This window comes from Nocardia sp. NPDC003693, assembly GCF_053981095.1.
On the sequence record NZ_JBSFNO010000039.1, the window covers coordinates 63234 to 77025 of the forward strand.

At 71.9% G+C, this 13792-nt stretch carries 10 protein-coding genes; 6 read left to right on the forward strand and 4 right to left on the reverse strand.

The features are described from left to right. Positions 1–39: 39 nt before the first annotated feature. On the reverse strand, positions 40–1404 hold the full coding sequence (locus ACWDOP_RS31575) for an ABC transporter substrate-binding protein (RefSeq protein ID WP_456347980.1): 1365 nt from the start codon (positions 1402–1404) through the stop codon (positions 40–42). Positions 1405–1891: 487 nt separating this feature from the next. Here ACWDOP_RS31575 and ACWDOP_RS31580 point away from each other — a divergent pair, with 487 nt between their 5' ends. The 4 genes from ACWDOP_RS31580 to ACWDOP_RS31595 all read left to right on the forward strand — a co-directional run bounded on the left by ACWDOP_RS31580 (position 1892) and on the right by ACWDOP_RS31595 (position 6569). Further along, complete coding sequence (locus ACWDOP_RS31580) at positions 1892–4222, forward strand: carbon starvation CstA family protein (protein WP_454202721.1); 2331 nt, start codon at positions 1892–1894, stop codon at positions 4220–4222. Positions 4223–4298: 76 nt separating this feature from the next. Beyond that, on the forward strand, positions 4299–4469 hold the full coding sequence (locus ACWDOP_RS31585) for a YbdD/YjiX family protein (RefSeq protein ID WP_454202855.1): 171 nt from the start codon (positions 4299–4301) through the stop codon (positions 4467–4469). A 76-nt stretch (positions 4470–4545) separates the two neighbouring features. Then, positions 4546–6066 (forward strand): AlkA N-terminal domain-containing protein, encoded by a 1521-nt coding sequence (locus tag ACWDOP_RS31590; protein ID WP_456347981.1) that lies wholly within the window; start codon positions 4546–4548, stop codon positions 6064–6066. Then, positions 6063–6569 carry a methylated-DNA--[protein]-cysteine S-methyltransferase gene (locus ACWDOP_RS31595; RefSeq protein ID WP_456347982.1) on the forward strand — a complete coding sequence of 169 codons (507 nt, stop codon included), beginning with the start codon at positions 6063–6065 and terminating at the stop codon, positions 6567–6569. Before ACWDOP_RS31590 ends, ACWDOP_RS31595 begins: the two co-directional genes overlap by 4 nt. Before the next feature lie 79 nt (positions 6570–6648). On the opposite strand, the gene ACWDOP_RS31600 is transcribed toward ACWDOP_RS31595, so the two are convergent. The 3 genes from ACWDOP_RS31600 to ACWDOP_RS31610 all read right to left on the reverse strand — a co-directional run bounded on the left by ACWDOP_RS31600 (position 6649) and on the right by ACWDOP_RS31610 (position 11787). Further along, positions 6649–6864 carry a hypothetical protein gene (locus tag ACWDOP_RS31600; protein WP_456347983.1) on the reverse strand — a complete coding sequence of 72 codons (216 nt, stop codon included), beginning with the start codon at positions 6862–6864 and terminating at the stop codon, positions 6649–6651. A 50-nt stretch (positions 6865–6914) separates the two neighbouring features. After that, on the reverse strand, positions 6915–10409 hold the full coding sequence (locus ACWDOP_RS31605; protein ID WP_456347984.1) for an AAA family ATPase: 3495 nt from the start codon (positions 10407–10409) through the stop codon (positions 6915–6917). Between the two features lie 97 nt (positions 10410–10506). Continuing rightward, positions 10507–11787, reverse strand: a complete 1281-nt coding sequence (locus ACWDOP_RS31610; protein ID WP_456347985.1) for an exonuclease SbcCD subunit D — start codon at positions 11785–11787, stop codon at positions 10507–10509. Between the two features lie 133 nt (positions 11788–11920). Between ACWDOP_RS31610 and ACWDOP_RS31615 the strand changes: the two genes are divergently transcribed. Together ACWDOP_RS31615 and ACWDOP_RS31620 are read left to right on the forward strand one after the other, a co-directional pair. Then, positions 11921–13069 (forward strand): DNA recombination protein RmuC, encoded by a 1149-nt coding sequence (locus tag ACWDOP_RS31615; protein WP_456347986.1) that lies wholly within the window; start codon positions 11921–11923, stop codon positions 13067–13069. A gap of 89 nt (positions 13070–13158) precedes the next feature. Further along, on the forward strand, positions 13159–13792 hold a 634-nt coding region (locus ACWDOP_RS31620), incomplete at its 3' end, for a DUF6542 domain-containing protein (RefSeq protein ID WP_456347987.1).

The following is a 13792-nucleotide window of genomic DNA, read 5'->3' on the forward strand; positions in this document are numbered from 1 at the left end:
TCGCAGCACTACTGCGGTCCGGGGCAGCGTGCGACTCGCTCATGTCGCCGCCCGCAGGAGTTCGTCGATGTCCGCCGCCGTGCGGCCCGCCAGCGAATCCGCGGTGGCCGCGCCGCGCAGGACCCGGTTACAGCCGCGTTCGAGCAGGGACTCGACCTTGCCCCACAGGGGTGTGACGGCCAGTTGCCGGGAGGCGGCGGGTCCGCCGGTGAAGACCTCGAGGTTGCGGATCCCGGGGTGCGCCGCGGCGAATCCCGGTGCGGCCATGGCGGATCGCAGGACCGGGACGAACAGGCCGGACTCCGCTATCAGCGCCTGGCCCTCGGGGCCGGTCGCGAACTTCACGAATTCCCACGCCTTTTCGCGGCGGGGGCTGGCCGCCGCGATCGCCAAACCGGTGCTGCCGACGTCGGTGATCGCGCCCGGACCGCCGTGCGGGCCGACGGGCAGCACCGTCACGTCGAAGTCCAGGTCGTCGCGGCCGGTGAACTCGGAGAACAGCCAGTGCCCGCCCAGCAGCATGGCCGCGCGGCCGCTGCGGAACAGGTCCTGGGCCGAGACCGATTGCCGGTCACCGACTCCGGGCGCGACCCGGTGCCGGACCGCGAGATCGGCGTAGAACTGCAGGCCCTCGGCGAAGCGCGGGTCGCCGAGATTGGTGCGCTCGGGGCGCACCGGCGGGCTGAACCACTCCGCGCCGTTGTTCATGCCGAAGCAGGCCGCGGAGAAGTACGGCACCCAGGCATCGGCGAAACCCCAGCGCTCGGTGCGGCCGTCACCGTCGCGCCGGGTCAGCGCGGTGGCCGCGGCCAGGAACTCCGCGAACGTCCACGCGTCCGCCCACCGGCCCGGCGGCTCGATTCCCGCCTCGGCGAACAGCTTCCGGTTGTAGTAGAGGAACACCCCCGACCACTGCTCCGGCAGCGCGTACTGCCCGCCGCGCCACGCGAACGTCTCCCGCAGCGGCGCGTATCCGTCCGCCCGCAGCGCGGCGGCGTACCCCGGATCCCGGTCCAGGTACTCCCGCAGGTCGACCAGCACGCCCCGCTCGGCCAGTCCCGCGTAGAGCAGTTCCCACGACATCAGCACGTCGGGGCATTTGCCGCCCGCGCAGTAGGTCAGCATCTGCTGCAGCGGATCCGGCCCCGACATGATCGTCCGGATCCGGATGTCGGGTCGCCGCCGCTCGAACTCCTCGATGATCCGCAGCCGCGCCCGCGCCTCCTCGGGCCGCGCCTGGAAGAAGAAGGTGACCGCGTCATCGTCGTCCGCGGCACAGCCGCCGAGTGCCGCCAGCGGCGCGGCCGCGGCGGCCGCACGGAGTATCGAGCGCCGCGAGAACGCCTGCGGCAAGCGCGCATCGGGATCATGCGCACGGGGAAAGCCGGCCGGCGGCGCGGTCATCGGTCGTCACACACGGACAAGAGTGTCCGGTCGCCACTCGTCGTCCGGTTTCTACCGTTCGTCGCACTCGCCCGGCCACTCGTCGCAATCCGATCGCCCGCCGCCCGCGAGCGCCGACAGTACGGGCATGGACGATTCGACGGCCCGGGCGGCGACGCGCGCCGACGGGACGGCGAAACGGGCATCGGATCTCCTCGCGGTCGCTGGCGAACCCACCGGACCCTGTGGCCCAGGTCGCAGATCAGCATGGCAGCATACGGTGAGCAACCGGCGACACGCGGAGAACACGCGGAAGCGCGGGACAGCCTGCCGGGCCGCGACACCCCCGCTCCCGGCACCATGCCGCCGCCGGGCCACCCGTACCCCGCGGCGCGACACCGGGTGAACGGCGCGAGAAAGCCGACTTCCCGGCATGTCGGTTCCGCTACGTTGTCACCATTTCACCGAGATCCACTGGATTCCGCTGTACCGCAGGGAGAGTTGGCCCATGGCGACCATCGAATATCTACGGACGGACCCCGACCTACCCCCGGTCGGCGTCGTGGACCGCACACCCATGACGCGTGCGAAGAAGGGCGTGTTCCTCGTCATCGCCCTGCTCGGGGCCGTCGCGTGGACCATTCTGGCCGTGGTCCGCGGCGAGAACGTGAACGCGGTCTGGATCGTCATCGCCGCGGTCTGCACCTATGTGCTGGCCTACCAGTTCTATTCGCGCCTCATCGCCTGGAAGATCACCAAGCCGCGCGATGACATGGCCACTCCCGCCGAGGAGATGGAGAACGGCCGCGACTACATGCCGATGGACCGGCGGGTGCTCTTCGGGCACCACTTCGCCGCCATCGCCGGCGCGGGCCCGCTCGTCGGCCCGGTGCTGGCCGCGCAGATGGGCTACCTGCCGGGCACCATCTGGATCATCGTCGGCGTCGTGTTCGCCGGTGCGGTGCAGGACTATCTGGTGCTGTGGGCCTCCACCAAACGCCGGGGCCGCAGCCTCGGGCAGATGGCCCGCGAGGAACTGGGCCGGGTCGGCGGCGTCGCGGCCATCGTGGCCGTGCTCGTCATCATGATGATCCTGCTCGCCGTGCTCGGCATCGTGGTCACCAACGCGCTGGCGGCCACCACCAACAAGGAGACCGGCGTCCTCGAGGGCGGCAGCCCGTGGGGCGTGTTCTCCATCGCAATGACCATCCCCATCGCGCTGCTCATGGGCTTCTACCTGCGCTACGTGCGCCCGGGCAAGGTCGGCGAGGTGTCGATCATCGGCTTCGCCCTGCTCATGCTGGCCATCGTCTCGGGCAACTGGGTGGCCGGATCCGGTTGGGGCCGTGAGGTGTTCACCCTCACCGGCACCACCATCGCGTGGCTGCTGATCGCCTACGGCTTCATCGCCTCGGTGCTGCCGGTGTGGATGCTGCTCGCCCCGCGCGACTACCTCTCGACCTTCATGAAGATCGGCACCATCGGCCTGCTCGCGGTCGGCGTGCTGGTCACCATGCCGACGCTGCAGGCCCCGGCCATCTCCCAGTTCGCCGGCAACAGCAACGGTCCCGCCTTCGCGGGCAGCCTGTTCCCGTTCCTGTTCATCACCATCGCGTGCGGCGCGCTGTCCGGATTCCACGCGCTGGTGTCCTCGGGCACCACGCCGAAACTGCTCGAGAAGCAGTCGCAGGCCCGGATGATCGGGTACGGCGGCATGCTCATGGAGTCGTTCGTCGCGGTCATGGCCATCATCACCGCGAGCATCATCGATCAGCACCTGTACTTCGCCATGAACGCCAGCGGCGCCCTGACCGGCAACTCGGCGGAGAAGGCCGCGACCTACGTCAACGGCCTCGGGCTCGACGGGCCGCCCATCACCGCCGCGGAGCTGGATCAGGCCGCGGCCGACATCGGCGAGAAGAAGATCGTCTCGCTCACCGGCGGTGCGCCGACCCTCGCGGTCGGCATGTCCGAAGTGCTGCACCAGTTCCTGGGCGGCGCGAGCTGGAAGGCCTTCTGGTACCACTTCGCGATCATGTTCGAGGCGCTGTTCATCCTCACCACCATCGACGCGGGCACCCGTGTCGCGCGCTTCATGGTCTCGGACGCGCTGGGCAATCTGGGCGGCGCGGCCAAGAAGTTCAAGGATCCGTCGTGGTGGCCGGGCGTGTTCATCTGCTCGGCGATCGTGGTCGCGGCGTGGGGTTCGGTACTGCTCATGGGCGTGACCGATCCGCTCGGCGGCATCTACACGCTCTATCCGCTGTTCGGCATCTCCAACCAGTTGCTCGCGGCCGTCGCGCTGACCGTGGTGCTGGTGATCGTGGTGAAGAAGGGCCTGCTGAAATGGGCCTGGATTCCGGGCGTGCCGCTGGCCTGGGACCTCGTCGTCACCATGACGGCGTCCTGGCAGAAGATCTTCTCGGGCGATCCGAAGATCGGCTACTGGCGGGCGCACAGCGACGCGGTCACCAAGCGCGAGAACTACCAGGCGGCCCTGGACACCGGGCAGCTGCCCGCCGGGGTCAAGGACGCGGCCGCGCTGCAGAAGGCGCTGGACGACCTCGACAAGATCGTCCGCAACACGTTCGTGCAGGGCACGCTCTCCATCGTGTTCGCGGTGCTGGTGCTCATCGTCGCGGTCGTCGGCGTGCTGGTGTGCGTGCACGCCGCGCGCAAGGGCGGCGCCGAGACCACCGAGTCGCCGGAGGTGCCGTCCAAGATCTTCGGACCCAGCTCGTTCGTGGCGACCAAGGCCGAGAAGGAGGTCCAGCGGGAATGGGACGCCCTCATCGCCGAGGGCAAGGTCCGTCCGCCGGGTTCGGCGCACGCGCACTGATATGCCGATGAACACCTCGCGTGTCCCGTCGCCCGCGGCACTGCTGCGGGCGGCGGGGCGCGCGGTCGTACGAGCCGTGCGGGCGCTGATCTGGTGGTTCGACTCCGTGCTCGGCGGCAACGACTACCAGCGGTACGTGCAGCATCTGCGGCTGCGCCATCCCGGCTGCGAGATTCCGAGCGAGCGCGAGTACTGGCGGGAACGGCACGACTCGGCCACCCGCAATCCCCAGCAGCGCTGCTGCTGAGTGTGTCCGTTTTCCGCTGACGGTGGCGTCCGATTTCCGCTAGCGGAGTTCGGCGCGGGCTGCCATCGTTGATCGTGTGAGTGCGAACGATCTGGATTTCGAGCGCTGCTACCGAGCCGTGACGACTCGGGACGCGCGCTTCGACGGGCAATTCTTCACGGCGGTGCGAACCACCGGAATCTATTGCCGCCCTTCCTGCCCCGCCATTACTCCCAAACCGGCCAACGTCACCTTCATGCCCACCGCCGCGGCCGCGCAGCAGGGCGGCTACCGGGCCTGCCGCCGGTGCCTGCCCGACGCCGCGCCCGGCTCCCCGCTCTGGAACACCCGCGCCGACCTGGCCGCGCGCGCCATGCGGCTGATCGCCGACGGTGTCATCGAGCGCGGCGGCGTGCCCGCCCTCGCGGACACCCTCGGCTACTCCCAGCGCCAGCTCACCCGGGTGCTGACCAGTGAACTCGGCGCCGGCCCGCTCGCGCTGGCCCGGGCGCACCGGGCGCACACCGCCCGGCTGCTCATCCAGACCACCCGGCTGTCGATGTCGGACATCGCGTTCGCGGCGGGCTTCGCCAGCATCCGGCAGTTCAACGACACCGTGCGCGAGGTGTTCGCGGTCAGCCCGACCACGCTGCGCGACGAGTCACGCCGCCGCAACGGGGACACCCTGCCCGCCACCAACGGCACGCTGACGCTGCGGCTGCCGTACCGCGAGCCCCTGGACCGCACGTGGCTGGAGTGGTTCCTGTCCGCGCACGCCGCACCGGGCCTGGAGCTGTGGGAGGACGGCGTCTACACGCGGGCGTTGCGCACGCCGCACGGGCACGCCACCGTCGGGCTCTCGGTCCAGCCCGGGCACGTGCGCGCCTCCCTGGCGCTACACGACATGCGCGATCTCGCCCCGACCGTGGCGCGGCTGCGGCACCTGCTCGATCTGGACGCCGACCCGATCGGCATCGACGAAGCCCTGTCCGCCGGACTGGAATCCACCCACCGCGCGGGCGGGCCGGGCGCGGTGCTCGCGCCGGGCATCCGGGTGCCCGGCTGCCTGGACGGGCCGGAACTGCTGCTGCGCACCATGATCGGGCAGCAGATCTCGGTGGCGGCCGCCAATACCCATGTGGCCCGGCTGGTTCGGGCGCTGGGCGAGCCGATCCCCGGTCCCGCGCCGCACCTGTTCCCCACCGCCGCGGCCATCGCCGAACACGGCGCGGAGGTGCTGACCGGGCCCGCCCGGCGGGTCGAGGCCATCGTGGGCGCGGCCCGCGCGCTCGCCGACGGCGACCTCGTCCTGCACTCCGGGCGCACCGCCGCCGAACTCCGGCGCGACCTGCTCGCACTGGACGGGGTCGGCCCGTGGACCGCCGACTACGTCACCATGCGCCTGCTCGCCGATCCCGACGTACTGCTTCCCACCGACCTGGTCGTGCGGCGCGGCGCGAGCCTGCTCGGCATCGACCTCACCGATACCGCGCGCTGGGCGCCGTGGCGCTCCTACCTGACCATGCACCTCTGGAAACACGCGCTGGCGAATCCCGCCGGCCCCGCACCCGTCCCCGATGGCGCCACCGGCGCCCGGAAAGCGAGAACAGCACCGTGAACACCACCGCTACAGCCGATTTCGCGACCCTGACCACCCCGGCGGGCCCGTTCACCGCCCTCGTCGACCGTGAGGGCGCGGTCCTGGCCGCGGGCTGGACCGCCGACGCGGAGAACCTGCGCGGCCTGATCCACCCCACCCTGCGCCCGGCCGGCCTGCGCGAGCGCGACGCGCTCGGCGAGGTGACCAAGGCCGTCACCGATTACCACGCGGGCGATCTCACCGCGATCGACCCGATCGCCGTCCGCCAGCAGTCCGGCCCGTTCCTGGTGCACGCCTGGGAGGTCCTGCGCAAGATCCCCGCGGGCGACCCCGTCACCTACACCGAGTACGCCGCCCGCTCCGGCCGCCCCGACGCCGTCCGCGCCGCCGCCGGCGCCTGCGCCCGCAACGCCGCGGCCCTGTTCGTCCCCTGCCACCGCGTCCTGCGCACGGACGGCACCCTCGGCGGCTTCCGCTGGGGCCTGGACATCAAGCGCTGGCTTTTGGATCACGAGGCCTAGCTGCCCGAAACACTCAGCAGGAGGAGCAGAATCAGTCCGACGTAGGCCCCGACCGCCACCACGGCCACCCGGGCGGCGATCACCAGCCCGCGCTCGACCAGCTGTCCGGCCGCGACGGAGGCACCGAAATCGGCCTTCCCGCATAGGAACCCGCCACCAGCGTCACTCCCAGGCCGAGCGGGAACGTCATCTCGCCCGGATGCCCGATCTCCATCGAGGCCAGCGTGCCGAGCCCCAGGGCCAGCAGCCCGAAGATCAGCATGCAGCTCAGGACCGTGTCGCGCCGCACCGTCACCCCTCGACGGTGACACAGTTCCAATGGCGCCGGCAGTCGATCGCCAGAAGCTATGCGCCGATCGAGGTTTCGAGACGGGATCCGGTGCGGCCGCGGACCACGTGGAGGCGGCTGGGGATCCGCTGGCGCATCTCGTCCACGTGGCTGACCACACCGACCACGCGGCCGCCGGAGCGGAGCTCGTCCAGGACGCCCATGACGGCGTCGAGGGTGTCGGCGTCGAGGCTGCCGAAGCCCTCGTCGATGAACAGGGTGTCCAGGACCAGGCCGCCGGACTCGGCGGCCACCACGTCGGCCAGGCCGAGCGCCAAAGCCAGTGAGGCCATGAAGGTTTCGCCGCCCGACAGGGTCTTGGCGGGGCGGACGGCGCCGGTGTAGTCGTCGCGGATGTCCAGGCCCAGGCCACCGCGGCGGCCGTGGCGGCCGGCGGCGTCGGAGTGCACGAACTCGTAACGGCCGCCGCACATCAGGCGCAGCCGGGAGGACGCGGCCACCGCGACCTCCTCCAGCCGGGCGGCGAGCACGTAGGAGCGCAACGACATACGGCGGTTGTTCTCCCCGCGCCCGGCCACCACCTCGGCCAGGCGGGCGAGTTCGTCGTGGGTGCGCTGCAGCGGCGCGATGCGATCCACCGCCGCCCACAGCTGCGAGCACAGCTCCTCGAGCTGTTCCACCCGGCGGGCCGCCTCGGAGTGCGCCGCCACCGCGCGTTCCAGCAGCGTCTGCGCCTGTGCCACGGCGCTTTCCAGTCCGGCGAGATCACCGGGCGGCTGGTCGGCCGCCGCGCGGATGTCCGGCTCGGCCAGCACGGTCTCGGCGTGCGCCCGCGCCCGATCGGCCGCGACCAGCGCGGCCTCGATCTCGCTCTGCTGCGCGGCCGAGCGTGAGGCCGCGTCCACCGCCTGCCCGTACACGCGCAGCACGGCGTAGTCGATGCCGTTCGCGCCGAGCACCGGCGGCGGCGCGTCCACCACACCCGCTGCCCCGGCGAGCTTCTCGACGCGCACGGCCAGCGCCTCGACCTGCTCGCGAGCCAGCGCGACCGCGCCGCGCACCTCGCGCACGGCGGTCGCCGCCTCCACCAGCGCGGCCAACCGGGCGCGCCGGCGCTCCACGGTTCCGTCCGCTCCGGCGGCGGCGCGCAGCCGCTCGGTCAGTTCGGCCAGCCGCCGATCGGCGGCGACCAAGCGTTCCATCGTCGCGCTGGCGCGGCTTTCGCAGTCGCGCAGTTCGTCCTGGAGCCTGACCTCCTCGGCGCGCAGGCGCTCGAACTCCGTGGTCAGCGCGGCCGCCTTGCCGGCGAGCGCACGGCTCGCGGCCCAGCCGGTCTCGGCGGCGGAGAGGGCGGCGGCCAGCTCCGCCTTGTCGGTGTCACCCCCGCGCTCGACGAGCACCTCGACGGCGCGTTCGAGCTCGGTGATCGACTGCCCGACCCGATCCCGGGCCGCCTCGGCCGCGCGTTCGGCGGCCAGCGCGGCCTCCTCGGCCTCCTTCGACACCGCGTGCGCGGCCGGGCGCGCGGGCGCGGGATGCTCGGCCGACCCGCACACCGAACAGGCTTCGCCGTCCACCAGATCCGCCGCCAGTTCCGCGGCCATCCCCGCCAGCCGCTGCTCGCGCAGCGCGAGGGTGCGCTCTCGCGCGTCGAGATGAGCGCCGCGCCGCGCCTCGAAATCCGCGCGCGCACTGTCCAATTCCGCTCGCCGCCGATCCAGTTCCAGCGCGGCCTTCGCGGCGTTCTTCCACCGCTCCCGCTCGGCCTCCAGCACCGGCAGCCCCGCCGCCGCGTCCGTGGCCTCGCGTAGTTCCCCCTGCACCCGGGCGAGCCGCTCGGGCAACGCCCCGCGCTTCCGCTCCACGGTCGCGGTCCGCTCCCCCAGCACCCGCTGCTCCTCCCGCAACCGCGCCAGCTCGGCGTTCAGCCGGTGCGCCGACTCCGCGTCGGCCCGCACCTCGTCCAGCGCCCCCATCTGCCCACTCCACCGCCGCACCGCGGCTTCGAGCCCGGACCGCCGAGACTGCGCGGCCGACATCGACGGCCCGGGCATCGCCGTCACCCCGGCCGTCGCCCCCGCCGAATGACCCGGCACCCCATGAACACCGGTCCCGTCCGGGTCGTAGCCACCTATCCTGTTCGCGCCCAACCCATCACGAGTCTCGACCACTCCCGGCCCAGATGCGCCGGAGGAAGTCACCGTTCCGTCCGCGCCACCGGATACACCAGGGTCCGCGGCCCGCTGCGCGCCCAGCCCATCCCGGGCACCGGCCGCATCCCCCGCCGCCGCTCCGGCATCGAAAACATCGGCCGTCGACTCGTCCGCCGCCTCGGCGGGACCGGACGCGGCACCGGCCCCGCCCGCGTACTCGTGCGGCGCGCCCGCGTCGGTCGTCGGCTCCCCCATGCCTTCGAGCTCGACGGCGAGATCGCTGCCCGTCAGCTCACCAGCGGCGAGATCCTGTGCGGCCCAGCGTGTTCCCGGCAGCTCTGCGCTCGCCGGCTCGAGAAGCCGGTCGGCGAGCTGCTCGGCCGTGCGGGTCGCCTCGTCCTCGCGGCGGCGCAGGGCCACGGCGGCCGCGCGGGCCTCGGCGAGTGCGGCGGCCACCGGCTCGGCGCGGCGGGCGCGGTCGAGTTCGAGCTGGGCGGCCTCGCGCCGGTCGGCGCCCGCGTCGTGTTCCTCGAGGCGGGCCAGGGCCTCGGCGCGGCGGCGGTGCAGCTCGTGCAGACCGCGCTGTGCCTCGGCAGCCCGCCGGGTGGCGGCCGAATGTCCCTGCTGTGCACGCAGTTCGGTGGTCGCGGCGGTCAGTTCGATGCGCGCCGCGCCGAGCAGGGACTGGGACCAGCCGACCGATTCCAGCGGTCCGGCGGTCGCGGTGGTCGGCAGCCCCGCCGCAGTGCCGACGCTCGCGATGAGACGGTCGATGGCCTGTTTGCGGGTATCCAGATCCGCGGTGCTCTCCCGGCGTTTGTCGGTGAGCCATTTCTCGGCGACGCCGAAACGCTCGGTGTCGAAGAGCTTTTCGAGCAACTTCTCGCGTTCCTCGTTCTCCGCGCGCAGGAATCGCGCGAAATCGCCCTGCGGCAGCAGCACGACCTGGAAGAACTGATCGGCGCTCATCCCGAGCAGCCGCAGCACCTCGTCCCCGATATCGGGAATGCGGGACAGATTCTGCCCCCGCCCGTCCAGCCACTCCAGCGTGGCCGACGGCTTCTCTTCCGTCACACCGGTTTTCGCGCGCTTGCTGGGCCGCAGATACCCCGCCTTGCGGACCAGGCGCAACCGGCGGCCCCCGAGCGTGGCCTCCAGCCGCACCTGCGGCGCGACCTGCTTGTCGGCGTGATCGGAGTGCAGCTGCTTGATCTCCCCGCGCGCCCCGGGCACGCTGCCGTACAGCGCGAAGGCGATCGCGTCGAGCACCGTGGTCTTCCCCGCCCCGGTCTGCCCGTGCAGCAGGAACAGCCCATCGGCCCCCAGCTCGTCGAAATCCACCACGGCGGTGTCGGCGAACGGGCCGAACGCGGTCAATTCCAGTCGATGCAGCCGCACGCGTCATTCCCTCCGAGAATTACAGCCGTCAACAATCCAACTACCCCGCGCGCGCCCGCCCGGGCAGGACACGCCGAGCCCCGCGCCGCCGCACCGTTCACGCGGTCAACCCGGTTGCGTCACTGCGATTCTCGTCGCCGGTCTCCACCTCGAAGAGCCCGCCCGGCGCCGATCGGCCGGGCAGCTCGCCCGCGACCTCCGGCGCCCCGGATTCCGACGCCGCGCCGCTCCCGCGCCGCGGCCGATCCTGCTCCCGCACCGCCGCCCCGAGCGCCCGCTCCAGCCACGTCATCTCCCCCGCGCTCGGCGCACCGCGCACATCGGTCAGGAAGCTCTGCGCGATCTCGGTGTCCCGGCGCCCGCGCACCCGTTCGCGATACCGCAGGTCCGAATTCCCCTCGGGCCGTGACCATTCCACATGCACCGCGTGCGGGAACCGCTCGCGCAGCCGGCGCAGCGCGTCCACCGGCCGCGCCTCGTCGACCAGGGTGGCCGACACGTAATCGCCCTCGGCCGCGGCGTGCTCGGCCGCGGTCAGCAATTCCTCCAGGGTGCCGCGCAGCTGACTGAGCCCGCGCACCACCGGCAGCTCGTGCCGCGTCACCCCGGACAACCGCTCCGCCCCGAGCTCCACCAGCCACACCGCCTTGCGATGCGAGCGCTCCCCGAACGAATACGGCAGCGGCGAACCGGAATACCGCACCGACTCCGAGAGCGTCTGCGGCGAATGCAGATGCCCCAGCGCCACGTAGTCCAGCCCGGCGAATGCCCCCAGCGGCACCGTCTCCACCCCGCCGACCGAAATCGACCGCTCCGAACCGGTGGCCTCCCCGCCCACCACGAACGCGTGCGCCAGCACCACCGACCGCACCCCGGCGCGCCCGGCGAGATCCGCGCGGATCAGGCGCATGGCCGCGTCCAGGATCTCCGCGTGCGAACGCGCCTGCGGCACGCCCAGTTCCACGCGGGTGATCTCCGGCTCCAAGTACGGAATACCGTAGAAAGCGACCTCTCCGTGCGAATCAGAGAGCATTACGGGCCGCGCCACATCCGCGATCCGGCAGCGCAGATGCAGACCGCCCGCCGCCGCGAAACTCCCGAGCGCCCCGAGCCGGGTCGGCGAATCGTGATTGCCGGAGGTCGCCACGATCGTCGCGCCCGCCGCGCGAATGGCCTCGAATCCCCGATTGCACACCGCGATAGCGTCCGCGCTCGGAATCGACCGGTCGTACACGTCCCCCGGCAGCACCACCGCGTCCACGCGCTCGGCCGCCACCACGTCCGCGATGGCGGTGAGCGAGGCTTCCTGATCGGCGAGCAGATCGACGCCGTGGAAGGTGCGCCCGATATGCCAGTCGGAGGTGTGCAGGATGCGCATGCCGCAGAACCGTAGGCGATGCGACCGACAGATCGGGCCGTACCCCGGCACCCTGTCGGAATTGCGCGCATGCATCGCCGAGGGTTTGCCGCTTTCCCGAAATTGTCGGTGGCGTACGGCACTATCTGCACCCATGACCGCACCGATGCTGTTCGCGCTGCTGTTGGTGTTCATCGCGGGGCTGGCCGTCGGCTGGCTCGGGCATGCCGCGCGCGCGGGTCAGCGCGCGGCGGTGGCCGAGGCCAGGCTATCGGCCATGCACGACAACGAACGGCTGCTGCGCCAGTCGCTCGGGGCGGCCAGCGAGGACGCGGCGCGGCGGCAATCGCACGCGATCGGCACGCTGGTCGAGCCGCTGCGCGAGGCGGTCGGCACCCTCAACCGGCACATCCAGGAGGTCGAGCACAACCGCATCAACGCCTACTCCGGGCTGCGCGAACAGGTCGCGGGTATGCAGCGCATGTCGCACCAACTCTCCACGCAGACCGGGCAATTGGTGGCCGCGCTGCGCGCCCCGCAGGTGCGCGGGCGCTGGGGCGAGATCCAGCTGGAGCGGGTGGTGGAACTGGCGGGCATGACGCGGCACTGCGATTTCGACACCCAGGTCACGCGCCGCGCGGGCAGCTCGGGCGCCACCGAGGGCGTCGTCCGCCCCGACCTGGTGGTGCGGCTGGCGGGCGAACGCCACATCGTGGTCGACGCCAAGGTGCCGTGCACCGCGTACCTGGAGGCCGCCGCCACCGAGGAGCCGCGCGCCCGCGACGCGCATCTGGCCCGCCACGCCAAACACCTGCGCAACCACGTGGAACAGCTGGCCGCCAAGGAGTACTGGGCGGCCTTCGATCCCTCGCCCGAGTTCGTGGTGCTCTTCGTCCCCGGCGATCCGTTCCTCGACGCCGCCCTCGGCGCCGATCCGGGACTGCTGGAATACGCCTTCACCCGCAACGTGGTGCTGGCGACCCCGACCACCCTGATGGCCCTGCTGCGCACGGTGGCGCTGGGCTGGCGGCAGGAGGCGATGACCGCGGACATGGCCGTGATCCAGCAGCTCGGCCGGGAGCTGTACGGGCGGCTCGGCACCACCGGCCGACACCTCGATCGGCTGGGCGCGCAATTGGGTAAGGCGGTGGATTCGTTCAATCACACCGTGGCCTCCGTGGAGACGCGGGTCATGGTGACGGCCCGCAAACTGCACGACCTGGAAATAGCCGAGGCGCCCGTCCCCGATATCGGCCGGGTGGAATCCTGGCCGCGGGCGGTGGGATTCGCGGAAAACGACTAACCGGACAGCTTCCTTTTCACACGCCGTTCCTCGAGTACGCGTGATGTCGGCTCCCTCGCGCGGTCCCCGCATGCCTTAGTGTGCTTGACGTGGCAGTTACCCAAAGCGAGCGAGCCGAGGTCCCCTCGTCGCACCGTTCGATCGTGCCGACGGTTCCCGGAGTGCCGGCGGGGGCGGCGGTGCTCATTGCGGTGACCTGCACCTTTATCGGATTCTTCATCGATTCGGGTGGTTCGGAGCTCACCGGCACCTTCGCCACGCTGTACGTGCTCGGCTGTCTGCTGGCCGTGGCCGCGGTCCGCTACCGCGGCCTGTTCACCACGATGGTGCTGCCGCCGCTGCTGCTGTTCCTCTCGGTACCGCTGGCCTATCAGCTCATGCTCGGCAACTCCGGCGACGGCGGCGGCAGCGGCCGGAGCAAGGTCGGCGAGATGCTGCTCAATCTGGCCATCCCCCTGGTGAATCGGTTCCCCACGATGGCGCTGGCCACCGTGCTCGTGCTCATCACGGGCGCGATCCGGGTGGCGCTGCATCGCCGGGAACTCGACGGCACCGCGCTGAGCGCGCTGCGCAGGCCGACCCCCCGGGCCCCGCGCCCGTCCGCCGGACCGCGCCCGTCGCGCGGTCGCCGGCCCGGCGGGCACCGCGACCCGTACTACCAGGCCGGGCTCATTCGCGCCGAGCGGGTGAACGCCATCCAGATGACGACCTCCATGCTGACGG

What these genes read in the sequence shown, in the direction of transcription:
- ACWDOP_RS31575 (WP_456347980.1), bottom strand. Translation starts at nt 1,404, where the DNA reads ATGACCGCGCCGCCGGCCGGCTTTCCCCGTGCGCATGATCCCGATGCG.
- ACWDOP_RS31580 (WP_454202721.1), top strand. Translation starts at nt 1,892, where the DNA reads ATGGCGACCATCGAATATCTACGGACGGACCCCGACCTACCCCCGGTC.
- ACWDOP_RS31610 (WP_456347985.1), bottom strand. Translation starts at nt 11,787, where the DNA reads ATGCGCATCCTGCACACCTCCGACTGGCATATCGGGCGCACCTTCCAC.
- ACWDOP_RS31615 (WP_456347986.1), top strand. Translation starts at nt 11,921, where the DNA reads ATGACCGCACCGATGCTGTTCGCGCTGCTGTTGGTGTTCATCGCGGGG.